We start from the raw sequence: 21,654 nt of genomic DNA on the forward strand, positions 1-21,654 counted from the left end.
CTCGCCCGGCTCATTTCGACGACTGGCCATGGAAGCGATTTACAGATATAAAAATATCTTTATATCCATTTCATCATGCGGACCGAGACCATCTTCAGGGCCCTTGCCGATCCCACGCGCCTGCGGATCATGCGCCTGCTGGGTTCGATGGAACTTGCCGTGGGCGAGGTGGCCCAGGTGCTGGGGCAAAGCCAGCCCCGCGTTTCGCGCCATATCGGGATATTGTGCGACGCCGGTCTGGCAGAGCGTCGCCGCGAGGGCAGTTGGGTCTTCCTGCGCGCCTGCGCCAATACGAACGATGCCCCGCCGCTGAGCACGGCGATCGCCGACCTGCTGGTGAAAGCGGAAGCCAGCGATTCGCAGTTCGCCGAGGAATGCGAGCTGGACCGGCGGCGGCTTGCCGAAATTCGCGAGCACCGCGAAAACGAGGCGCAGGCCTATTTTTCCGATCACGCCCATGACTGGGACGAATTGCGCCGGATGCATTCATCGGACGAAGCGGTCGAAAAAGCGCTGACCCTTGCGCTGGGCGATATGCCGATGGGGCGCCTGCTGGATATCGGGACGGGTACGGGCCGCATGGCGGAACTGTTCGCGGAACGGGCAGAGCGGATCGTAGCGCTCGACAAAAGTCTGGCCATGCTGCGGGTGGCGCGGGCCAAGCTGCACCATTTCCCGACCGAGCGCGTGGAACTGGTCCAGGGCGATTTCGGATCGCTTCCCTTCCCGGCGGCCAGTTTCGACACGGTGCTGTTCCATCAGGTGCTGCATTTTGCGCAGGCACCCGGCGCCGTCCTGATGGAAGCCGCGCGCGTTACCCGACCCGAAGGGCGCATCGCGATCGTCGATTTCGCCGCACACCAGCGCGAGGAACTGCGCGACAGGCATGCCCATGCGCGCCTCGGCTTCGAAGACGGGCAGATGCGCACCCTGCTGCATGAAGCGGATTTCGAACCGGCCGATCCGATTGCGCTGGAAGACGGCGAACTCGTGGTGAAAATCTGGATTGCGCAGCGGCGCACCCAAAGCAGGAAGGCAGCAGTGTGAGCCCGACCCTTGACCAGATGCGCGAGGCACAGCGCGCATTGGAAGCCCCGCTTTTTTCCGGCCTGCCCGGCGATATCGAGGTGAGCTTCGAATTCTTTCCGCCAAAGAGCGACAAGATGGGCGAGACCCTGTGGCAGAGCGTGGAAACGCTTGCGCCGCTGGGCCCGCGTTTTGCCAGCGTTACCTATGGCGCAGGCGGGTCGACGCGTGAACGCACGCACCAGCAGGTGGTGCGGATCCAGAACGAGGCCGGCATTCCGGCCGCCGCGCATCTGACCTGTGTCGAGGCGACGCGCGAGCAGGTGGACGACGTTGCCCGCCATTACTGGGAAGAAGGCATCCGCCACATCGTCGCCCTGCGCGGCGATCCGCCCGACGGACAATCGCGTTATTCGGCGCACCCCGGCGGTTATGCCAATGCCGCCGAACTGATCGCGGGCCTGAAGAAAGTGGCCGATTTCGAAATTTCGGTCGCGGCCTATCCCGAAGTTCACCCGGATTCGTCCGACCGGAAGGCCGATCTCGACAATCTGAAGGCGAAATTCGATGCCGGCGCGACGCGGGCCATCACGCAGTTCTTTTTCGAGCCGGAATGTTTCTTCGATTTCCGCGATCAGGCGGCAGCGGCCGGCATCAAGGGCGAGATCGTGCCGGGCATCATGCCGGTGATGAGCTTTGCCGCCGTGCAGCGCATGTCGGGACTGTGCGGCACCGCCATCCCGCACTGGATGGAAGGCCTGTTCGAAGGCCTCGACGAACGCCCGGAGGCGCGCCAGCTGGTGAGCGCCACGATCGCTGCCGAGATGTGCCGCCGCCTTTATGCAGGCGGGGTACGCCAGTTCCATTTCTACACCTTGAACCGCGCCGAGCTGAGCTATGCGATCTGCCACATGCTCGGCCTGCGTCCGAAGGCCTGACCATGACCAAACGCGAAGAATTCGAAGCCGCTGCCAAGCAGTTCATCCTGATCAAGGACGGCCCCTACGGTACGGCGATCCAGCGCGCGAAACTGGCGCCGGAGGACTATGCAGGCGATACCGGGCTGGCAGACGACCAGAAGGGCAATAACGATCTGGTCAATCTGACCCAGCCGCAGGTGATCCGCACGATCTGCGACAGTTATATCGATGCAGGCGCGCATATCCTGGCGACCAATACCTTCAACGCCAACCGCATCAGCCAGGCCGATTACGGGGCCGAGGGACTGGTGCGCGACATCAATATATCGGCAGCGCGGATCATCCGCGAAGCGATCGATGCGCGTAACGATGGCGTGCCGCGCTTCGTTGCCGGGGCGGTGGGGCCGACCAACAAAACGCTGTCGCTGTCGCCCGACGTGGAAGACCCGGGCTTCCGCGAGGTGACTTTCGACGAGATCGTGGATGTCTACCGCGAACAATGCGCCGCACTGGTCGAGGGCGGAGCCGATTTCATCCTGATCGAAACCGTGTTCGACACGCTGAACTGCAAGGCTGCGATCATGGCGGTGAAGCAGCTCGAGCGCGAACTGAACCGCGACATTCCGCTGATGATATCGCTGACGCTGACCGATCTTTCGGGCCGCAATCTGTCGGGCCATACGGTGGAGGCATTCTGGTACACTGTGAGCCATGCCAAGCCGCTGACCATCGGCCTCAATTGCAGTTTCGGCGCCGAACAGCTTCGCCCGCATGTGCAATTGCTGTCGGACATCGCCGACAGCTGGCTGATGGCCTATCCCAATGCCGGCCTGCCCAACGATCTGGGCGAATATGACGAGATGCCCGAAACGACGGCGGCGCTGACCCGGGTCTGGGCCGAAAACGGGCGCATCAATGCGCTGGGTGGCTGCTGCGGATCGACGCCTGCGCATATCGCAGCGATGGCCAAGGCGGTCGAAGGGCTGGCCCCGCGCAAGCGCCCGAGCCGCAATCCCGAAATGCATCTGGCCGGGCTCGAGCCGTTCACGATCGCGGCATGACCGGGTTCGACGCCAGCAAAGTGGTCATCCGGGAGGCCGGGGCAGCGGACGCGGGCCGCCTGTCGCTGGTGGCCGATGCCACGTTTCTGGAAACCTTTGCCGGGATGATCAGCGGCGAGGCGCTGGTCGCGCATTGCGAACGGGCACATGCGGCGGATTATCTGCGCCAGCTGCTGGCGGCAGGGGCAAAGGCCTGGCTGGCCGAACTGGACGCGGCGCCGATCGGTTATGCGCTGGTCAACCGGCCCGAACTGGACGCGGCGGAACCCGGCGATATCGAATTGAAGAAAATCTACCTGCTGTCGCGTTTCCACGGCAGCGGTATTGCCGGGCGGCTGTTCGAGGCGGCGCTGGCCGGGGCTGCAGGCCACGACCGCCTGCTGCTGGGCGTGAAGCAGGACAATGAGCGGGCCATTGGTTTCTACAGGAAGCAGGGCTTCGAACAGATCGCCACGCGTCGTTTCGACGTGGGCGGAACCTTTTATGATGACGTCGTGCTGGCGCGCGCACTCGACCGGACTTTGAGATCATGAGCAACAAATCCACCGCCCGGTTCGTCAACATCGGCGAACGCACCAATGTGACCGGATCCGCCCGGTTCAAGAAACTGATCATGGCGGACGATTACGAAACCGCCGTCGAAGTCGCGCGCGAGCAGGTGGAAAACGGTGCGCAGGTGATCGACGTCAACATGGACGAAGGCCTGCTCGATGCCGAAAAGGCGATGACGACCTTCCTCAAGCTGATCGCTGCGGAACCCGATATCGCACGGGTCCCGGTGATGATCGACAGTTCCAAATGGAGCGTGATCGAGGCCGGACTGAAATGCGTATCGGGCAAGCCGATCGTCAATTCCATCAGCATGAAGGAAGGCGAGGACGCGTTTCTGGACCATGCGCGCAAATGCATGGATTACGGGGCCGCGGTGGTCGTCATGGCGTTCGACGAGACGGGCCAGGCCGATACGAAGGAGCGCAAGGTAGAAATCTGCGCGCGGGCTTACGACCTGCTGACGGACATCGGCTATCCGCCCGAGGACATCATCTTCGACCCCAACATCTTCGCCGTGGCGACCGGGATCGAGGAGCATGACCGTTATGGCCTCGATTTCCTCGAGGCGGTGGCCGAGATCAAGGCGCGCTGCCCCCATGCGAAGACGAGCGGCGGCCTGTCCAATCTGAGCTTCAGCTTCCGCGGCAACGAGACCGTGCGCCGCGCGATGCATTCGGTGTTCCTCTATCACGCGATTCCTGCTGGGCTCGACATGGCGATCGTCAATGCCGGGCAGCTGGACGTTTACGACCAGATCGACCCGGTGCTGCGCGAAGCCTGCGAGGACGTGATTTTGATGCGCCGTTCCGATGCGACGGAGCGGCTGATCGATCTGGCCGAAAGCTACAAGGGCAAGAGCGCGGCCGACGAAAAGGCAGCCGAGGAATGGCGCGGCTGGGAAGTGGGCCGCAGGCTGGAACATGCGCTGGTCAAGGGGATCGACGCGCATGTCGTCGCCGATACCGAAGAAGCGCGCCAGCAGTTCGCGCGGCCCATCGAGGTGATCGAAGGCCCGCTGATGGACGGCATGAACGTTGTCGGCGACCTGTTCGGCAGCGGCAAGATGTTCCTGCCGCAAGTGGTCAAATCGGCCCGCGTGATGAAAAAGGCGGTGGCGCATCTCATCCCCTTCATCGAGGCGGAAAAGGAAGCGGGCGCCCGCGCGAAGGGCAAGATCATCATGGCCACGGTCAAGGGCGACGTGCACGACATCGGCAAGAACATCGTCGGTGTGGTCTTGCAGTGCAACGGATATGAAGTGATCGACCTCGGCGTGATGGTGCCGTGGGCGAGGATCCTCGAAGCCGCGAACGAAAACGATGCGGACATGATCGGCCTGTCGGGCCTGATCACCCCCTCGCTCGACGAGATGGTGACCGTTGCGGAAGAGATGAAGGCGGCCAACATGACCATGCCGCTGCTGATCGGCGGGGCGACCACCAGCAAGGTGCACACCGCGCTGCGGATCGATCCGGCCTATCCCGGGCCCGTCATCCACGTTCTCGACGCCAGCCGCGCGGTGGGTGTGGCGAGCCGTCTGCTGTCGGATACGCAGTGCGAGGAATTCGTGTCGACCACCGCGGCGGACTATGCCCATGTGCGCGATGCGCGGGCGGGCAAGGGGCAGAGCGAATTGCTCAGCCTGGAAGATGCGCGGGCGAATTTCTACGATGCCTATCTGTCGGACAAGGCCGCGCCGCCGCTGCAGCCGGGCACGCATGTGTTTGGGGAATGGGACCTTGCCGAACTGCGCGACTATTTCGACTGGACGCCCTTCTTCCGCGCTTGGGAACTGCACGGGACCTACCCCAAGATCCTCGACGACGACGTGGTCGGCGAAAGCGCACGCAGCCTGAAGGCGGATGCCGATGCCATGCTGGAGCGGATCATTGCGGAAAAATGGCTCACCGCCCGCGGTGTCGCCGGCTTCTGGCCCTGCGCACGCGATGGCGACGATGTCACCATCCACGATCTCGATGGCGAAACGCACACGGTGCTGCCGTTCCTGCGCCAGCAGGTGAAGAAGAGCCGGGACAGGGCGAGCATGTGCCTGGCCGATTTCATCGACCCGGCGGGCGACTGGATAGGCGGTTTTGCGGTCGGCATCCACGGGATCGAAGAGCATTCAAAGCGCTTCCTCGCGGACAAGGACGATTATTCCGACATCCTGCTCAAAGCGCTGGCCGACCGGTTTGCGGAGGCCTTTGCCGAGCGGCTGCACCAGCATGTCCGTTCGGAACTGTGGGGGTATGCGCCGCAGGAACAGCTGACCAACGAGGCGCTGATCAAGGAAAAATACCGCGGCATCCGCCCTGCGCCCGGCTATCCCGCCTGTCCTGATCACAGCCTCAAGCCGATGCTGTTCGACCTGCTCGATGCCCAAGCCAACACCGGGATCACGCTGACCGAGAATTTCGCCATGTATCCCACCGCGGCGGTGAGCGGGTTCTATTTCGCCCATCCCGAGGCGCAGTATTTCGGCGTGGCCCGCATCGGGCGCGATCAACTGGAAGACTATGCGCAGCGGCGCGGCGTCGATATGGCGACTGCCGAGCGATGGCTGCGACCCAATCTGGACTGACCGCGCTCCCCAGAGGGAGGCTGGTGCTGATCGGCGGCGGCATATTGCTCGCCGTCTGGCTGCTCCTGGTGCTGCTCGTTTCCTACGATGCCGACCTGCTGCGCAGGCTGTGGTTCCTGCCCGGCATCGGTGTGATCGGCGCGATTATCGCGAATACGTCGGGCACTGGCGGGGGCGTGGTCTTCGTGCCGGTGTTCAATGCGCTTCGCGAATGGTCGGTCATGGACCTGCAACCGCTGCAGGTCGTCGGCGTATCGATGGCCATCCAGAGCTTCGGCATGACCATGGGCGCTTTGCGCTGGACCGACCGGCTTTATCACCAGCCAGAACCCGCGCCGCTTCACGCACGGGTTGCCCCGGGCGATTTCTTTACCGTCGCACTGGCGGTTCTTGCCCTGTCGCTTCCCGCGATGCTGCTTACGCAAAGGCTGACGGCATTCGATCAGCATGCGGTGCTGATGGGGTACAAGGCGTTTTCGATCCTGCTCGGACTGGCGCTGATCGCCTCCACATGGACGGTCAATCTCGCCCGACCGGAACGCGGGACGCTGCAGCGCGGCGATCTGATGGTGCTCATCCTGCTCGCCATACCCGGCGGCATTCTGACGGCGCTGTTTTCGGTGGGGGTGGGAGAGCTGGTCGCGCTCTATCTCTTCATCCGGCATTATCCCGTGCTGCTGTGCACCGGTGCCGCGTGCGTCATTTCGTCTGTCAGCGTGATCGCGGGCTCGGTCTGGCATATCGGCGCGGGCACGATCCAGTGGGAGGTCGTCCTGCTGGCGGGGCCGGCCGCTGCGGTCGGCGGGTTTTTCGCCCGTCCGATCGCCCTGTGGCTGGGCGCGCGCCGGCTCAAGACGCTGGACGGGGCATGGATCGTCGCATCGGCGGCATATTTGCTGTGGCTGAACCGTATTTGATGCAGCTGGGCGATTGACCGCTACCGCCGAATATCGCAGTGCAGCAGGCGTCGGCTGCAGAGGCGATTCTGCGGCAGGCGCGTACGGGAGAGTTCGGGTGGCGGCGTCCATCCGGCGCCGAAGGAGCAACCGCCCCGGAAACTCTCAGGCTAAACGGACCGTGCGCACCATCGACACTCTGGAAAGCGTCTCCGCTCCGGCGGGGGCCACCGAAGGGGTAAGCGCACTCATTAGTGCGTCAGTCTCTCAGGTTTCCCGACAGAGGGGGCATGGGTTTTCTTAGCGCACCTTTGCGGGGCGCACCCATGCTTTGCGAAGGACGGGACTTGAGCGACGATACTGACGATACCATTGCCGAAACCGAAACGCTGCCGCTGGATGCATGGCATCGCCGCAAGGGCGCGCGCATGGTGCCGTTTGCCGGCTATCACATGCCGATCCAGTTCGACGGGATCGTGTCCGAACACAACTGGACCCGCAGCCAGGCAGGCCTGTTCGACGTGAGCCACATGGGCCAGATCATGGTCACCGGCGAAAAAGCGGCCGAAGAGCTGGAAAAGCTCCTCCCCGGCGCGATTGCGTCGCTGAAGCCGGGCAAGGTGCGCTATTCGCTGCTGCTAGACGAGGATGGCGGCATACTCGACGATCTGATGGTCACCAATGCCACGCCCTGGATCGAAGGTGATGTGGATGCAGGCGACGAAGGGCGCTGGGGCGAGCCTGCCTATTACCTCGTCGTCAACGGTGCGACCAAGTGGGAAGACATCGGCCACCTGCGCGAGTTCATCGACGACGATGTCACGCTCACCCACATGGACGAACACGCGCTCATCGCGTTGCAGGGCCCCAGTGCCGCAACCGCGCTGAACCGCGTCATGCGCAATGTCATCGACGACATGGTCTTCATGGAAAGCGTGACGCATGAGTTCGGCGAATGGCCGCTGCGCATCACGCGTTCCGGCTATACCGGCGAGGACGGGTTCGAAATTTCCGTCCCGGCCGAATTCGCCGAAAGCCTGGCCGATCGCCTGTGCGCGGAAATCGAAGTGCGGCCCATCGGGCTTGGCGCACGCGACAGCCTGCGGCTCGAAGCAGGCCTTCCCCTTTATGGCCACGACATCACGACGGATACCGACCCGGTGTCTGCCGATTTGGGGTTCGCGCTGACCAAGAAGCGCCGCGAGCAAGGCGGCTGGATGGGGCACGAAAAGGTCATGCACGTGCTGGAAAACGGCCCTGCGCAAAAGCGTGTTGGCCTTGCCATCGACGGGCGGATGCCTGCCCGTGAAGGCGCGCCGATTTATTCGGGCGACACACAAGTCGGCCGGATCACTTCGGGCGGTTTTTCGCCCACGCTCGAGCGGCCCATCGCCATGGGATACGTCGACACCGCGCTCGCCTCCGAGGGAACCGAACTCGAAGTCGAGGTTCGTAACAAGAGATTGCCAGCGAAGGTCACCAAGCTGCCCTTCGTCCCACACCGCTATCACAGAGGAAACTGACCGATGGCCCGTTACTTCACCGATGAACATGAATGGATCGACGTCGAGGGCGAAACCGCCACTGTCGGCATCACGGATTACGCACAAGGCCAGCTGGGCGATATCGTCTTCGTCGAATTGCCGGATGTCGGCACCGTGATCGACAAGGGCAAGGATGCCGCCGTAGTCGAAAGCGTCAAGGCCGCCAGCGACGTCTATGCCCCCATCAGTGGCGAGGTCATGGAAACCAATGCCGCGCTCGAAGACGATCCGGCGCTGGTGAATACCTCGCCCGAAGAAGATGGCTGGTTCTTCAAGATGACCATTGGCGACAAATCGCAATTCGACGGTCTGATGGACGAAGCCGCCTACAAGAGCTTCTGCGACGGATTGTAACCGCCCTCCCGGCGCGAACCGGGATCGTCCGGCCGCCACGCCGGACATAGCTGCACGAGATCCCAGGCTTTGCCGGGATGACGGGACTTTGAAATGCGCTACCTACCCCTGACCGATACCGATCGTTCGGCAATGCTGGACGTGATCGGCGCACCGGACATCGATGCCCTGTTCGCCGATGTGCCCGAAGAGGCCCGCCTTTCCGGACCGATCGAGGGCCTGCCGATGCACGCCAGCGAGATGGCCGTCGAAAAGCATATGCGGCGGTTGTCGAAGAAGAATCTGGCGGCATCGGATGCGGCCTTTTTCCTGGGGGCGGGGGCTTACAAGCACCACATCCCCGCGAGCGTCGATCACATTATCCAGCGCGGCGAGTTCCTGACCGCCTACACGCCCTATCAGCCGGAAATCGCGCAGGGCACGCTGCAGATGCTGTTCGAGTTCCAGAGCCAGGTTGCGCGGCTTTACGGATGTGCGGTGGCCAATGCATCCATGTACGACGGTTCGACCGCGTGCTGGGAAGCGGTCGCCATGGCGGGCCGCGTGGCGCGCGGCAAGAAGCGCAAGGTGGTGCTTTCAGGCGCACTGCACCCGCACTACGCGGAAGTCGTGCGGACCATGGCGAAGTTCACCGACGACGAGATCGCCGGCGCCCCGCCGAGCCTGACCGCCAAGCCCGACGATGATGGCCTGATTGCCCGCATCGATGCCGATACGAGCTGTGTCGTGGTGCAATATCCCGACATTCTCGGCCGTCTGCCCGACCTCGCGAAGATTGCCGCAGCCGCGCATGACAAGGGCGCCCTGCTGATTGCAGTCAATACCGAACCTGTCGCGCTGGGGGCAATCAAGTCGCCGGGCGAACTGGGGGCGGACATTGTGGTCGGCGAAGGCCAGGCGATCGGCGTGGGCCTGCAGTTCGGCGGCCCTTACCTCGGCCTGTTTGCCGTGCGCGATGAAAAGCATGTGCGCATGATGCCGGGGCGCCTGTGCGGCGAAACGGTAGATGCGGAGGGCAAGCGCGGCTTCGTGCTGACCCTGTCCACCCGCGAGCAGCATATCCGCCGCGAAAAGGCGACCAGCAACATCTGCACCAATTCGGGCCTCTGCGCGCTGGCTTTCAACGTCCACATGACGTTGCTTGGCGAAAAGGGCCTGCGCCGGCTGGCGATGGAAAACCATCGCCTGGCGTGCCTCGCCGCGGATCGGCTGGCGAAGGTGCCCGGTGTCACGGTGCTGAACGATACCTTCTTCAACGAATTCACAGTCCTTCTCGGCACCGATGCGCGCACGGTCGTGCGTCAACTGGCCGATGACGGCGTTCTTGCTGGCGTGTCGCTCGGCCGCCTGTTCCCGGGAAGCGGGAATCTGGCAAACGGACTGCTGGTTGCCGTCACTGAAACCACCACCGAGGAGGACATCGAAACGCTTGCCTCCGCACTCGAGGAGGTGCTGGCATGAGCACGCCCAATGCATCGGGCTGGAAGCCCGGCACCCCCGTCGAAGGCCATAACGCAATGAGCGGTCCCGATACGGCCACCGGCAATCGCGCGCTGATGCTGGAAGAGCCGCTGCTGTTCGAGATCGGCCATGTCGAGACGACCGGTGTGGACCTGCCGGATCCCGGGAGCGGGGCGAACCGGCTTGGCGGTTTCGAGCGGAGCGAGGCGATCGGCCTGCCGGGCCTGTCCGAACCGGAAACCGTCCGTCATTACACGCGCCTGTCGCGGCAGAATTACGCGATCGACCTCGGTCTTTTTCCGCTGGGCTCGTGCACGATGAAGCACAATCCGCGGCTCAACGAAAAGATCGCGCGCATGCCGGGCTTTGCCGACGTGCATCCGCTGCAGCCGGTCGACACGGTGCGCGGTGCGCTCGAAGTCATCAATGAACTCGCTCACTGGCTCATCGATCTCACCGGCATGCACGCCGTCGCCATGAGCCCGAAGGCGGGCGCCCATGGCGAATTGTGCGGCATCCTGTGCATTCGCGCCGCACTCGAAGCGCGGGGCGATGCGCGCGAGGTGATCCTGGTGCCGGAAAGCGCCCACGGGACCAATCCCGCGACCGCTGCCTTCGCCGGTTACAAGGTGGAAGACATTCCCGCGACCGCCGAAGGCCGCGTCGATCTGGAAGCGCTCAAGGCGCGGCTAGGCCCCGATGTCGCTGGCGTGATGATTACCAATCCGAATACGTGCGGCCTGTTCGAGCGCGACATGAAGGCGATCTCCGACGCAGTCCATGCGGCGGGCGGTTTCGTCTATTGCGACGGCGCGAACTTCAACGCCATCGTCGGCAAAGTCCGCCCCGGCGATCTCGGCGTCGATGCGATGCACATCAACCTCCACAAGACCTTCTCCACCCCGCATGGCGGCGGCGGCCCGGGCTCGGGCCCGGTCGTCCTTTCCGAAGCGCTCGCTCCGTTCGGACCGCTGCCCTACACGGCGCGGACCGAGGACGGCGTCGTCCACCTGATCGAAGAAGAGGACGCGGAAGAGTTCGCCAAGGAACATTTCGGCGGGGCGCTGCAGCATTTCGGCCGGATGACCGCGTTCCATGGCCAGATGGGCATGTTCACGCGGGCGCTCGCCTATATCCTCAGCCACGGGGCGGACGGGTTAAAGCAGGTTGCCGAAGATGCCGTGCTCAACGCCAATTACATCCTGCGCAGCCTGGACGACGTGCTCGATGCGCCGTTCGGACCAAGCGGCCCGTGCATGCACGAGGCGTTGTTCAGCGATAAGGGCTTTGCAGTAGGTCTCTCCACGCTGGACCTGGCCAAGGCCATGATCGACGAAGGCTATCACCCGATGACCATGTATTTCCCGCTGGTCGTCCACGGGGCCATGCTGGTCGAGCCGACCGAAACGGAAAGCAAGGCGGCGCTGGACCAGTTCATCATGGCTCTGCGCAGCGTTGCCGAGCGCGCGAAAGAGGGCGACGAAAGCCTGAAGACCGCGCCGCATTACGCGCCGCGTCGCCGCCTCGACGAAACGCAAGCCGCGCGCAAGCCGGTGCTGGCCTGGAACGATCCCGATATGGCATGATACTCCGGGCCGCCGCTAGCAGCAGGCGAGCCCGCGGGCATATTCCCTGGGCTTCGTCCCATCAGCACCGCGTCGATGCAGCGCCCGGTCAGACACACTGGCGGATAGGGCGGCACGTCGGTGCGGTCTGATTGTCAGGCCGTGGCGAGGCGTTTCATCAGCAGCTTTTGGGTGACCTGCAAACTGTGCTCATCGTTTACGGCGATCGCGCAGTAGCCGTGCTCCATCTCGATCGGAACGAGTTCGAAGCCGTCGCGCTGCGACGCTTCGGCCATGCGACCGGTATCCTTCGCAAACTCTCCGCCGCTGCTCATGATCTGCGCCACGGAAAGTGCGCAGGCATCGGCGATCCAGTAGGTGTTGCAGCTCGAATATGCACCGCCTAAAAATTCGTAGCTCCCCTTTTGCCTGACCGGATCGACCGCGATCACGTCTTCCTCGCGGGCAATCGCGGCGGCGGCAGCGGCCTCGCTCGCGATGGCCTTGTCGGCAAACTCGGTAAAGTCCCGGGGTAGCCACAGGCAGTTGTCGGCCGTCGTGATCAGGATCGGATAGTTCGCGCCATCGGCGCCTGCGAACATGCTGTCGACGATGTCGAACGCTTCTGACGTGAATGCCAGCCGTCCTTTATCGACCAGCTTTGCAATCGATGGAATGGCTGCGATTTCATTGGCCTCGCGTGCGGCGATGCGGATTGCGCCGATGCGCGGGCTCAAGGCGGCATTCATGACAAGCCGCTCGATCATGGGCATCCCATCGACGGGAACCAGGTATCTGTGAGACACGCCCGCGCGCTCGGCCAGCGGATCGAGCGCGGCGGAGCTTGTCCCAGCCACGATCAGGGCGTTGACCTTGCCATCGTAAACGCTGCTCATGCCATGGCAGATAGGCGCGATGGTCATGGTTGTCACTGTACCGGCCCTCGGGCAGTGGAGGGGGCATGCGGATCATCTTTTCACGCAAGGGGTTCGATAGCGCGTCGGGCGGTGGACCTTCGCCGATCGTCGAGGGGCGTCCGTTCAGCCTGCCGATTCCCGCAGGAGCGGCGTCGCGCACCACATTTGGCGATCTTGGTCTCGGCGCTCACGCAGCCAAGGCCAGCAGAGGGCGGCTTGGAGCAGACGATCTGTGCCATCACGACCCGATGTTTCTCGGCAATGGCACCTGCCTGTTCGGCCAGTGCGGGGCGGCGCAAACCCACCTCTCCAATCGCGGCGTAGGATTGGGCGATGTCTTCCTGTTCTTCGGCCTGTTTCGCGAAGACGGGGGCGATCCGCATCATCGCATCTTCGGCTATCTCGAAGTCGGTGAGGTGATCGACCTGACGGGAGAGGTTCCGGACCGACTGATCGAGCATGGACACCCGCATGCCCTCGCCATGCATGCTTCGAACGACACGATATATTCGGGGGCGGGCGAAGAGGCACGGCGGGCCAGTGATGCCTTGCGCCTGACCGCTGCGGGCGCGTCGCCATCCGTATGGGAGAGGCCGCCCTGGATGGCGCGCGGTGGGCTGAGCTATCATGATCGCGCCGACCGCTGGCTGTGGGGCGGACGCTTGAAAAGCGTCGCCCGCGGACAGGAATTCGTAGCCGATATCGGCCGCCGCAAGGCCCCGCGCGAATGGCTCGCGCGGGTACTCGATGAAATCAGAGCGTCCTGATGATCGCCGAGAAATCGAGGCCGGCGTTGTCCTTGGCGAACTGTTCGTAAAGCTCTTTCGCGTGGGCGCCCAACGGGGTGGAAGCATCGGCGGTCTGTGCGGCTTCCATCGCGAGACGCAGGTCCTTGAGCATTAGACCCGTAGCGAAGCCGCCTTTGTAATCCTTGTCCGCCGGGCTTTCCACGCCGACACCGGGCATCGGGGTATAGGCGTTGAGCGACCAACAGTAGCCCGACGACTGGCTGGAAATTTCGTAGAATTTCTGCGGGTCGAGGCCCAGCTTCTCTGCCATCTTCATGGCTTCGGCAGTGCCGATCATGGAAATGGCGAGCAGCATGTTGTTGCAGATCTTGGCGGTCTGGCCAGCGCCTGCATCGCCAGCGTGAATGACGGCCTTGCCCATGGCCTGAAGCACCTCTTCGGCACGTCCGAAAGCCTTTTCTGTCCCGCCGACCATGAAGGTCAGCGTGCCGCCGTTGGCCGCCGCGATCCCGCCTGAAACCGGCGCGTCGACCATGTCATATCCGGCGGCCTCGGCCGCTGCGTTCACCTCCTTGGCGGTGGCAACGTCGATGGTCGAACAATCGAGCAGGACGGCCCCTTGCGGAGCCTTGCCGATCACGCTGCCTTCGTAGACCGACTTCACGATCTCCCCATTGGGCAGCATGGTCACGGCGCCGTCGACGCCTTGGACGGCCTCGCCCGGATCTGCGAAAGTTTCACAGCCGTTGGACTTGGCCGTTGCCAGCGCTTCTTCCGACAGGTCGAAGGCGTTCACTTCGTGCCCCGCCTTGACGAGGTTCGCGGCCATGCCGCCGCCCATGTTGCCGAGGCCGATGAAGGCGATTTTCATGTTCTCTCTCCGGGTATTCTTTTATTCCGAGGGGATCGGCTTAGCGACCCTTCCACTGGCCTTCGCGCTTTTCGACGAAGGCGGCCATGCCTTCCTTCTTATCCTCGCTCGCGGCGAGGATCTGGAAGATGCGGCGTTCGACGATCAGGCCCTGATCGAGGCTGGTTTCGAAAGCGGCGTTGACCATTTCCTTGTTCGCGATCGCGGCCATCGGCGGCATCGAGGCGATCTGCTTCGCTGTCTTCATTGCTTCGTCGAGAAGCTGATCGTGCGGCACGACGCGGGCGACGAGATTGCTGCGCTCCGCTTCCTCGGCATCCATCATGCGTCCGGTCAGGCACATTTCCATGGCCTTGGACTTGCCGACGGCCTTGGTGAGGCGTTGCGAGCCGCCCATGCCCGGGGCAACGCCGAGCTTGATTTCCGGTTGGCCGAACTTGGCGTTTTCCGATGCGATGATGAAATCGGCCATCATCGCAAGTTCGCATCCACCGCCCAGCGCGAAGCCGTTGACCGCGGCGATCCACGGCTTGGGGGTCTTCTTCACGATCTCGCTGGTCCAGGGTGCGAAGAAATCCTCAAGATAGAAGTCCGCTGCTTCCTTCTCGCTCATTTCCTTGATGTCGGCGCCTGCCGCGAATGCCTTGTCACCCGATCCGGTCAGCACGGCGCATAGCTGGCTGCTGTCGGCCTGATAGGCGGCGAACGCATCAATCAGTTCTTCCAGGACCTTGCTGTTAAGCGCGTTCAGCGCCTTGGGGCGGTTCAGGGTGATCAGCGTCACGGCATCGCGCTGTTCGACCGTGATGGTTTCATAGCTCATAGGGGTCTCCATTCCTCGTCGGCGGGAAGCGGGGCGAAGATCTGGTCGAGCAGTTCCTCGCTCACGCCCTCGGGCGTCGCCGGGTCCCATTTGGGGTCGTTGGTCTTGTCCACGATCACTGCGCGCACGCCTTCCGAAAAATCCGGACGGGTCAGAACGCGGCTGGCGATGCGGTATTCCATGCGCATGTTGTCGGCGAAGCTGTCGAGCTGTTCGCTTTCCTTAAGCTGCCGCAGGGCTACCTTGCAGGTCTGCGGGCTCTTGGTGCGCAGCGTCGCGAGTTCCTTCGCTGCCCATTCGCTATCGTCCGCTTCAAGGCTTGCGAGGATGTCCTCGTAGCGGTCGGATGCGAAATGCTTCTTGATGGCAGCTTCGTTGCTTTCGAGCCGCGCAGCCGGCGGGGTCTTGGCAAGCGCGCTCAAGACCTGCCCCGGTTCGTGACCGGCGGCGATGCGCGATTTGGCTTCGGCCAGATCGGCTGGATCGAGATAATGCGTGGCAATTCCTGCCCACACGCATTCCGCGCCATCGAGCCGCGCACCGGTAAGCGCAAGGAATTGTCCGAGCCGCCCGCCGAGGCGCGACAGGTGCCAGCCGCCACCGACATCAGGAAACAGGCCGATCCCTGTTTCCGGCATGGCGAAGCGCGTGTTCTCGGTCGCGACGCGATATTTGCACGGCATGGCGATGCCGACGCCGCCGCCCATGGTGATGCCGTCCATGAAGGCCACGATCGGCTTTTCATATTCGAACATCTGGTGGTTGAGCTGGTATTCGTCGTGAAAGAATTCACGGCCGCTTTTACCGCCGTCGTTGAGCGCCGAATTGCGCAGGAGATTGATGTCCCCGCCCGCGCAGAAGCCGCGCCCTTCGGCGTGGTCGAGAATGATGGCCTGCACGGCTTCGTCATCCGCCCAGTCAGTCAGCGCCGCGCTGATTGCATGGCACATGTCGAGCGTCAGTGCATGCAGCGCCTTGGGGCGGTTGAGCGAAAGATGGCCGGCGTGGCCGTGGACATGAATGTTTACGTCTTCGGTCATTGTCTCAGCATCTCCCGCCCGACGATCATTCGCATGACCTGATTGGTGCCTTCAAGGATCGAATGGACGCGCAGATCGCGCCAGAAGCGTTCGATCGGATATTCCTTGAGATAGCCGTAGCCACCGAAGAGTTGCAGCGCGTCATTGACTACCTTGCTGCCGCTGTCGGTTGCGAGCCGCTTGGCCATGGCGGAGAACTTGCTCTTGTCCGGCGCGTTGTCGGTGACCTTGGCCGCCGCGAGGTAAAGCAGCGCGCGGGCAGCTTCCAGATCGGTAGCCATGTCGGCCAGCATGAACTGGGTATTCTGGAAATCCGCGATCGGCTGGCCGAACTGCTGCCGTTCCTTGGTGTATTTCACCGCTTCGTCGAGGCAGCGCTGTGCGCCGCCCAGCGAACAGGCGCCGATGTTGAGGCGTCCCCCGTCTAGGCCCGCCATGGCGTAGCGAAAACCATCGCCTTCCGGCCCGACACGATTGGCGACCGGCACCCGCGCATCTTCGAAGATGAGCTGTGCGGTGGGTGAGGCATTCCAGCCGAGCTTCTTCTCCGGTTTTCCGAAAGACACGCCGGGCGTGTCCTTGTCGATCACGAGGCAGCTTATCCCCTTGGTCTTGTGTTCGCCGGTGCGGACCATCGTGACATAGACATCGTTGAAGCCGCTGCCCGAGATGAACTGCTTGGTTCCGTTCAGCACGTAGTGGTCGCCATCGAGCTTCGCAGTGGTCTTGAGACCCGCGGCATCCGATCCGCTGCCCGGCTCGGTCAGGGCATAGCTGGCGACCTTGTTCATGGTGACGAGGTCGGGAAGGTACCGACCCTTGAGTTCTTCTCCACCGAAGCGGTCGATCATCCAGGCGGCCATGTTGTGGATGGATATGAAGGAACTGGTCGCCGCGCAGCCATAGGCCATGGCTTCCATGATCAGCGCCGCTTCAAGCCGACCGAGGCCGATACCGCCTGATTCCTCGCTGACGTAGATCGCGCCGAAGCCGAGTTCGGCGCTCTGCTTGATCACGTCGATAGGGAAGTGCGATTTCTCGTCCCATTCCCCGGCAAAGGGCGTGATGTTGTCGGCCGTGAAGCGCTGCGCCATTTCCTGGATCTGCAGCTGTTCTTCGGTGAGCTGGAATTGTCCTGCATTCGTCGTCATGGGGCGCGCTGTAGCGCCGCCGGACAGGCGAGGGAAGGGGGCGTCCGGAGGAGGGCGGTGCCCGATCAGATTACCAAGGTCGTTGGAATGGATCGGGCACAGCCAGTGAGATCAGAATTGCCCGCGGGTTTTTTCGGCCTGTGCAGCGATAGATGCCATGGAAAACATGGAGATGCTGCTGAAGAGAAGCTCGAAGCCCAGGAAAAGTCCCAGAATGCTCATGGCGGAAGCTGGGAAATCCGCGAAGATCAGGACTGCAAGGAGGACAGAGATAACGCCAGAGACGAGCATCAGCCAGAACAGGCGGGTGCCGCGCAGATGAAATGCGGAGAATATCCGCGCAATACCCGAGATGAGTATGATGCTGGCAACCAGTAGGGTAAGCGTCAGTACGCCGGCGAGCGGATTGGCGATCAGCGAAATGCCAAGGAGCAGTGCAGCAAGGCCGAAGATGGCCATGAACATCTTGTGGCGTCCCCTGTCGAGCTGGAACACGCCGACGAGGGCGAGAATGCCGAACATGATGAAGGACCAGCCAGAGAAAAAGTTCACTGCGAGCGTCGCAGGTACAGGATTGAGAAGAGCGAAGAAGCCGCCGATCAGAGCGATTATTCCGCCGATTATCCACCAGACATGTGATTTCATTGTAATTGTATGCCCCCAATTATGCGTCGACCCAATCGAGCGATATCACGAAGGCCGCGCCGGATCATGCGGAAATCATGATAAGGCAGTGCTTCGCCGGAAAGGGGGCGGGGCGGCGTAATGCGGTAGCCGTGTGCAGCAGGATCAGTGCCGAATGCCGCCCGGGCGCGCTTCAGCCGGGACAGCGTTTGTAAACGCGCGCTTCGTCCCGCCCTTCATTATCGGTAACCGTAAGCGTCCGGCTTTCCGGATCGACTGCGAATGTCAGATCCGCGCTGGTCGGCGTATCGGCATATGTCGTATCGAATATGGCGCGGACCATGCCCGCCCCGCGTTGCTTCACTTCGGTGAACTTGCCGCCATTCTCGAAGACGCTGAAGCGGGTTTCGTGGATTTCCAGTACTTTGCCGATATTATCGCCTGTCGCCCCTTCGCACTGCGCTGCGGTGGGCGCAGGGCCATCGGTCAGACGCCATTTGCCACGCAGGGCGACAGGGAAGGTCCTGTCATTCGAGACGGGTGCTGTATCGCCCATCGCGTCAGGAGCGCCGGGGTTCGCCGCAGGTCCGTTCGGATCAGGTTCGATAGTTCCGGCCGGGGTGGGTTCAACGGTCGCATCCGCGGATGTTTCATCGGTATTGCCCGACGGGGAGCAGGCGACAAGGCCCGCTAGAGCAATCGGGGCAAGATACAGCAGCGGCTTCATAAACAATCTCCGGGAAATGCCTTGGCGTTTGCGATCAACCGTTTGTGCTGTCCCACGTTCCAATCGGGTCGATGGGCACAATCAGCGCGAGGGTGGCATGCCCAGCAAAGCTTCCGCTTCCATCTCGACCTTCCATTCCGGACGGCAGAGCCACGCGATGCCCGCCATCGTCGCTGCCGGACGCGCTTCGCCGAAAAAGCGGGCATGGACAGCCCCGACAGCATCCTGATCGGCCGGATCGGTCAGCAGCATGCGGGTGCGTACGACATCATCTGCGCTGCCGCCCAGTTCTTCGATAGCGCGCAGGATGAGGACGCAGCAGCGTTCGGCCTGAGCGGCTGCATCGCCGGGCGTGGACGAGCCATCGTCTTCCACAGGACCCGTTCCGGCCACGATTATTCGATTGCCTTGCCGCACCGCCCGAGCGAAGCCGAATTGCGCTTCGTAGGGCGATCCGGTGAAGGCGTGTCGGCGTGTCACCCGCAGGTAATTTCGGTGATTTTCATCTCGTCGTCATAGCGGACATTCACGCGGTCTTCTCGGTAATCCATCGTCCATGCCGAATTGGGCGGGCCCCAGCGCAGCGACCGGGCACCGCTTTCCTTCTGGATGGTGGCGCCGATTGCCGCCGAAACCGTGCTGCCAACATGCGATTGCGCAGCGTCAGCGTTGCAGGCCCCGGCCATGGGCGGCGGTTGATCTGCTGGGGTATCGGGCGCCGGGGTGGTGGCACAGGCGGCAAGCGGGACGGCCATGAGGCCCAGGGTGAGAATGCGCATTATGGGGGCTCCTATTCGCACTTCGTCAGGGGTGTGGGTTCGAATTGTTCTTCGGGATCGACAGCGGACGGGGTTAGTTTCTGGCCGTTATCGGAAAGGGTGAACATACGGGCCATCTGCCATTGTTCGCCTTCGCCCTCCATCGCCAGCGAGACGACGATCTTTTCGGGACTGTCGACTTCGATACGGGTTACGTCGCCGTGCGATTCGTAAAACTGGAATGTGGTGGGCAGGATTTCCATCCGGGTGAGCGAAGCGGGGGCGCAATCGCCGCTACCAGCATCCCACACACCCAGAAACGCAGCGGGGACGGTATCCGCCGTGACGGGTTCGGGCGGACCGGCCCCGTCGCCGATGCCGCCATCGGGTTCGACCGTCATCGTGGCATCGGGATCGGTGTCGGAATTGTCCGAACAGGCGGCGGCCAGCAGGACCATGGGCAGGGCGAAGGAGAGAGCTTTGCGTGTCATCATCAGTCCCCAACGCTCCTGCCAAAGGTCTTATCCCATCGTGGGGATGACGAAGGCGTTGGAACCATCGCCGCCGCCATCTGGCCAGCGCTGCGTGACCTTCTTGGCTTTGGTCCAGAACTTGAGGCCTTCCATGCCGTACTGGTCGGTGTCGCCGAAGCCAGAGCGCTTCCAGCCGCCGAAGCTGTGATAGCTGACGGGGACGGGGATCGGCACGTTGATGCCGACCATGCCGACATTCACCCGGTGGGCGAATTCGCGGGCGGCGTGGCCGTTGCGGGTGAAGATGGCGACGCCATTACCGTATTGATGCTCGCTCGGCAGGCGAACGGCATCCTCGAAATCCCGGGCGCGCACAATCTGCAGCACGGGTCCGAAGATTTCTTCCTGGTAGCTTTCCATGTCGGTGGTGACGCGGTCGAGCAGGGTCGGGCCGACGAAGAAGCCGTCTTCATGGCCCTGAAGGCTGAAGCCGCGACCGTCGATCACAACTTCGGCGCCTTCCTTTTCCGCCGTGTCGATCCACTGTTCGATCCGCGCCCTGTGTTCGGGCGTAACGACGGGACCGTAATGGGCGTCCTTGTCGGTGCTGACACCAACGCGCAGGGCATTGATCGCGGGGATGAGCTTTTCGCGCAACCTGTGCGCTGTATCCTCGCCCACCGGGACGACCACGGGCAGCGCCATGCAACGCTCGCCCGCCGAACCGAAGGCTGCCCCGGCCAGATCGTTGACTACCTGATCGAGGTCGGCATCCGGCATGACAATGCCGTGGTTCTTTGCGCCGCCCATGGCCTGCACGCGCTTGCCCGCAGCAACGCCGCGCTTGTAGACATAGTGGGCGATGTCGCTCGAACCGACGAAACTGACGGCGGCGATATCCTCATGATCGAGGATGGCATCGACCATTTCCTTGTCGCCGTGGACGACCTGCAGCAGCCCTTCGGGTGCGCCAGCTTCGACGAAGAGTTCGGCGAGGCGAACGGGCACGCTGGGATCGCGTTCGGACGGCTTGAGGATGAAGGCGTTGCCCGCCGCGATCGCCATGCCGAACATCCACATCGGGATCATCGCCGGAAAATTGAACGGAGTGATGCCCGCGCCGATACCCAGCGGCTGGCGCATCGAATAAACGTCGATGCCGGGCCCAGCGCCCTGCGTGTATTCGCCCTTGAGCGCCTGCGGAATGCCGCACGCATATTCGATGACTTCAAGCCCGCGCTGCACATCGCCATGCGCATCGTCCACGACCTTGCCATGTTCGCTGGCGAGCAGCTCGGCAAGTTGCTGCTTGTTTTCTTCAACCAGTCGCTTGAATTCGAACATGACCCGGGCGCGCTTCTGCGGATTGGTCGCGGCCCATTCGGGCTGGACCTTCTTGGCAGCCGCAACCGCCTGATCAAGCAGGGAAGCATCGCCCAGCGCAACTTCGGCCTGAACCTCGCCCGTCGACGGGTTCCAGATCTTGTGCTTGCGGGTGGCTGCCGGGCTGTTGCCGGCAATGAAATGGTCAACCTGACGCATAGGAAAAATCCTCTCTTTC

The 21,654-nt window shown here is 62.8% G+C and carries 22 protein-coding genes and 1 riboswitch; of the genes, 11 read left to right on the forward strand and 11 right to left on the reverse strand.

Annotation, left to right across the window (positions count from 1 at the left end; translation table 11 throughout):
- Positions 1-75: 75 nt before the first annotated feature.
- The 10 genes from KYK83_RS11070 to gcvPB all read left to right on the forward strand — a co-directional run bounded on the left by KYK83_RS11070 (position 76) and on the right by gcvPB (position 11,981).
- Positions 76-1,047 carry an ArsR/SmtB family transcription factor gene (locus tag KYK83_RS11070; protein WP_103022368.1) on the forward strand — a complete coding sequence of 324 codons (972 nt, stop codon included), beginning with the start codon at positions 76-78 and terminating at the stop codon, positions 1,045-1,047.
- A 17-nt stretch (positions 1,048-1,064) separates the two neighbouring features.
- Complete coding sequence (metF, locus tag KYK83_RS11075; protein WP_173829945.1) at positions 1,065-1,964, forward strand: methylenetetrahydrofolate reductase [NAD(P)H]; 900 nt, start codon at positions 1,065-1,067, stop codon at positions 1,962-1,964.
- A gap of 2 nt (positions 1,965-1,966) precedes the next feature.
- Positions 1,967-3,007 carry a homocysteine S-methyltransferase family protein gene (locus KYK83_RS11080; RefSeq protein ID WP_103022369.1) on the forward strand — a complete coding sequence of 347 codons (1,041 nt, stop codon included), beginning with the start codon at positions 1,967-1,969 and terminating at the stop codon, positions 3,005-3,007.
- Positions 3,004-3,540, forward strand: a complete 537-nt coding sequence (locus KYK83_RS11085; protein ID WP_222828283.1) for a GNAT family N-acetyltransferase — start codon at positions 3,004-3,006, stop codon at positions 3,538-3,540. The genes KYK83_RS11080 and KYK83_RS11085 overlap by 4 nt, the downstream gene beginning before the upstream one ends.
- Complete coding sequence (gene metH / locus KYK83_RS11090; RefSeq protein WP_222828284.1) at positions 3,537-6,140, forward strand: methionine synthase; 2,604 nt, start codon at positions 3,537-3,539, stop codon at positions 6,138-6,140. The genes KYK83_RS11085 and metH overlap by 4 nt, the downstream gene beginning before the upstream one ends.
- Positions 6,116-7,057 carry a sulfite exporter TauE/SafE family protein gene (locus tag KYK83_RS11095; protein ID WP_222828285.1) on the forward strand — a complete coding sequence of 314 codons (942 nt, stop codon included), beginning with the start codon at positions 6,116-6,118 and terminating at the stop codon, positions 7,055-7,057. Before metH ends, KYK83_RS11095 begins: the two co-directional genes overlap by 25 nt.
- 74 nt (positions 7,058-7,131) lie before the next feature.
- A riboswitch (glycine riboswitch) is annotated at positions 7,132-7,228 on the forward strand.
- Positions 7,229-7,383: 155 nt separating this feature from the next.
- A complete protein-coding gene (gene gcvT / locus KYK83_RS11100) occupies positions 7,384-8,559 on the forward strand; it encodes a glycine cleavage system aminomethyltransferase GcvT (protein WP_248284404.1) in 1,176 nt (391 codons plus the stop codon).
- Positions 8,560-8,562: 3 nt separating this feature from the next.
- A complete protein-coding gene (gcvH, locus tag KYK83_RS11105) occupies positions 8,563-8,934 on the forward strand; it encodes a glycine cleavage system protein GcvH (protein WP_222828286.1) in 372 nt (123 codons plus the stop codon).
- 93 nt (positions 8,935-9,027) lie between these two features.
- Complete coding sequence (gene gcvPA / locus KYK83_RS11110; RefSeq protein WP_222828287.1) at positions 9,028-10,395, forward strand: aminomethyl-transferring glycine dehydrogenase subunit GcvPA; 1,368 nt, start codon at positions 9,028-9,030, stop codon at positions 10,393-10,395.
- Positions 10,392-11,981: an aminomethyl-transferring glycine dehydrogenase subunit GcvPB gene (gene gcvPB, locus KYK83_RS11115; RefSeq protein ID WP_222828288.1), complete on the forward strand. Its 1,590-nt coding sequence runs from the start codon at positions 10,392-10,394 to the stop codon at positions 11,979-11,981. The genes gcvPA and gcvPB overlap by 4 nt, the downstream gene beginning before the upstream one ends.
- 134 nt (positions 11,982-12,115) lie before the next feature.
- Here gcvPB and KYK83_RS11120 read toward each other — a convergent pair whose 3' ends face one another.
- Positions 12,116-12,883 carry a hypothetical protein gene (locus KYK83_RS11120; RefSeq protein ID WP_248284405.1) on the reverse strand — a complete coding sequence of 256 codons (768 nt, stop codon included), beginning with the start codon at positions 12,881-12,883 and terminating at the stop codon, positions 12,116-12,118.
- A gap of 38 nt (positions 12,884-12,921) precedes the next feature.
- Here KYK83_RS11120 and KYK83_RS11125 point away from each other — a divergent pair, with 38 nt between their 5' ends.
- The gene (locus KYK83_RS11125) at positions 12,922-13,644 is read left to right on the forward strand and encodes an Nmad3 family putative nucleotide modification protein (protein ID WP_222828289.1); all 723 of its coding nucleotides are present in this window, start codon (positions 12,922-12,924) and stop codon (positions 13,642-13,644) included.
- On the opposite strand, the gene mmsB is transcribed toward KYK83_RS11125, so the two are convergent.
- From mmsB to KYK83_RS11175, 10 genes are all read right to left on the reverse strand, one after another.
- Positions 13,631-14,497 carry a 3-hydroxyisobutyrate dehydrogenase gene (gene mmsB, locus KYK83_RS11130; RefSeq protein WP_222828290.1) on the reverse strand — a complete coding sequence of 289 codons (867 nt, stop codon included), beginning with the start codon at positions 14,495-14,497 and terminating at the stop codon, positions 13,631-13,633. The genes KYK83_RS11125 and mmsB overlap by 14 nt on opposite strands.
- 40 nt (positions 14,498-14,537) lie before the next feature.
- The gene (locus KYK83_RS11135) at positions 14,538-15,320 is read right to left on the reverse strand and encodes an enoyl-CoA hydratase-related protein (protein ID WP_222828291.1); all 783 of its coding nucleotides are present in this window, start codon (positions 15,318-15,320) and stop codon (positions 14,538-14,540) included.
- Positions 15,317-16,360, reverse strand: a complete 1,044-nt coding sequence (locus KYK83_RS11140) for an enoyl-CoA hydratase/isomerase family protein (RefSeq protein ID WP_103022380.1) — start codon at positions 16,358-16,360, stop codon at positions 15,317-15,319. The genes KYK83_RS11135 and KYK83_RS11140 overlap by 4 nt, the downstream gene beginning before the upstream one ends.
- The gene (locus KYK83_RS11145) at positions 16,357-17,511 is read right to left on the reverse strand and encodes an acyl-CoA dehydrogenase family protein (RefSeq protein ID WP_221598035.1); all 1,155 of its coding nucleotides are present in this window, start codon (positions 17,509-17,511) and stop codon (positions 16,357-16,359) included. Before KYK83_RS11145 ends, KYK83_RS11140 begins: the two co-directional genes overlap by 4 nt.
- 111 nt (positions 17,512-17,622) lie before the next feature.
- Complete coding sequence (locus KYK83_RS11150; protein WP_222828292.1) at positions 17,623-18,156, reverse strand: HdeD family acid-resistance protein; 534 nt, start codon at positions 18,154-18,156, stop codon at positions 17,623-17,625.
- A 172-nt stretch (positions 18,157-18,328) separates the two neighbouring features.
- Positions 18,329-18,862 (reverse strand): hypothetical protein, encoded by a 534-nt coding sequence (locus tag KYK83_RS11155; protein WP_222828293.1) that lies wholly within the window; start codon positions 18,860-18,862, stop codon positions 18,329-18,331.
- 81 nt (positions 18,863-18,943) lie between these two features.
- The gene (locus KYK83_RS11160) at positions 18,944-19,342 is read right to left on the reverse strand and encodes a Rid family hydrolase (RefSeq protein WP_222828294.1); all 399 of its coding nucleotides are present in this window, start codon (positions 19,340-19,342) and stop codon (positions 18,944-18,946) included.
- Positions 19,339-19,641, reverse strand: a complete 303-nt coding sequence (locus KYK83_RS11165; protein WP_103022385.1) for an I78 family peptidase inhibitor — start codon at positions 19,639-19,641, stop codon at positions 19,339-19,341. The genes KYK83_RS11160 and KYK83_RS11165 overlap by 4 nt, the downstream gene beginning before the upstream one ends.
- Before the next feature lie 11 nt (positions 19,642-19,652).
- Positions 19,653-20,114 (reverse strand): hypothetical protein, encoded by a 462-nt coding sequence (locus KYK83_RS11170; RefSeq protein WP_222828295.1) that lies wholly within the window; start codon positions 20,112-20,114, stop codon positions 19,653-19,655.
- A 27-nt stretch (positions 20,115-20,141) separates the two neighbouring features.
- A complete protein-coding gene (locus KYK83_RS11175; protein ID WP_222828296.1) occupies positions 20,142-21,635 on the reverse strand; it encodes a CoA-acylating methylmalonate-semialdehyde dehydrogenase in 1,494 nt (497 codons plus the stop codon).
- Positions 21,636-21,654 lie beyond the last annotated feature (19 nt).

The sequence above is a fragment of the Qipengyuania pacifica genome, from assembly GCF_019857205.1.
GTDB lineage: Bacteria > Pseudomonadota > Alphaproteobacteria > Sphingomonadales > Sphingomonadaceae > Qipengyuania > Qipengyuania pacifica.

What these genes read in the sequence shown, in the direction of transcription:
- KYK83_RS11070 (WP_103022368.1), top strand. Translation starts at nt 76, where the DNA reads ATGCGGACCGAGACCATCTTCAGGGCCCTTGCCGATCCCACGCGCCTG.
- metF (WP_173829945.1), top strand. Translation starts at nt 1,065, where the DNA reads ATGCGCGAGGCACAGCGCGCATTGGAAGCCCCGCTTTTTTCCGGCCTG.
- KYK83_RS11080 (WP_103022369.1), top strand. Translation starts at nt 1,967, where the DNA reads ATGACCAAACGCGAAGAATTCGAAGCCGCTGCCAAGCAGTTCATCCTG.
- KYK83_RS11085 (WP_222828283.1), top strand. Translation starts at nt 3,004, where the DNA reads ATGACCGGGTTCGACGCCAGCAAAGTGGTCATCCGGGAGGCCGGGGCA.
- metH (WP_222828284.1), top strand. Translation starts at nt 3,537, where the DNA reads ATGAGCAACAAATCCACCGCCCGGTTCGTCAACATCGGCGAACGCACC.
- KYK83_RS11095 (WP_222828285.1), top strand. Translation starts at nt 6,116, where the DNA reads ATGGCTGCGACCCAATCTGGACTGACCGCGCTCCCCAGAGGGAGGCTG.
- gcvH (WP_222828286.1), top strand. Translation starts at nt 8,563, where the DNA reads ATGGCCCGTTACTTCACCGATGAACATGAATGGATCGACGTCGAGGGC.
- gcvPA (WP_222828287.1), top strand. Translation starts at nt 9,028, where the DNA reads ATGCGCTACCTACCCCTGACCGATACCGATCGTTCGGCAATGCTGGAC.
- gcvPB (WP_222828288.1), top strand. Translation starts at nt 10,392, where the DNA reads ATGAGCACGCCCAATGCATCGGGCTGGAAGCCCGGCACCCCCGTCGAA.
- KYK83_RS11120 (WP_248284405.1), bottom strand. Translation starts at nt 12,883, where the DNA reads ATGACCATCGCGCCTATCTGCCATGGCATGAGCAGCGTTTACGATGGC.
- KYK83_RS11125 (WP_222828289.1), top strand. Translation starts at nt 12,922, where the DNA reads ATGCGGATCATCTTTTCACGCAAGGGGTTCGATAGCGCGTCGGGCGGT.
- mmsB (WP_222828290.1), bottom strand. Translation starts at nt 14,497, where the DNA reads ATGAAAATCGCCTTCATCGGCCTCGGCAACATGGGCGGCGGCATGGCC.
- KYK83_RS11135 (WP_222828291.1), bottom strand. Translation starts at nt 15,320, where the DNA reads ATGAGCTATGAAACCATCACGGTCGAACAGCGCGATGCCGTGACGCTG.
- KYK83_RS11140 (WP_103022380.1), bottom strand. Translation starts at nt 16,360, where the DNA reads ATGACCGAAGACGTAAACATTCATGTCCACGGCCACGCCGGCCATCTT.
- KYK83_RS11145 (WP_221598035.1), bottom strand. Translation starts at nt 17,511, where the DNA reads ATGACGACGAATGCAGGACAATTCCAGCTCACCGAAGAACAGCTGCAG.
- KYK83_RS11150 (WP_222828292.1), bottom strand. Translation starts at nt 18,156, where the DNA reads ATGAAATCACATGTCTGGTGGATAATCGGCGGAATAATCGCTCTGATC.
- KYK83_RS11155 (WP_222828293.1), bottom strand. Translation starts at nt 18,862, where the DNA reads ATGAAGCCGCTGCTGTATCTTGCCCCGATTGCTCTAGCGGGCCTTGTC.
- KYK83_RS11165 (WP_103022385.1), bottom strand. Translation starts at nt 19,641, where the DNA reads ATGCGCATTCTCACCCTGGGCCTCATGGCCGTCCCGCTTGCCGCCTGT.
- KYK83_RS11170 (WP_222828295.1), bottom strand. Translation starts at nt 20,114, where the DNA reads ATGATGACACGCAAAGCTCTCTCCTTCGCCCTGCCCATGGTCCTGCTG.
- KYK83_RS11175 (WP_222828296.1), bottom strand. Translation starts at nt 21,635, where the DNA reads ATGCGTCAGGTTGACCATTTCATTGCCGGCAACAGCCCGGCAGCCACC.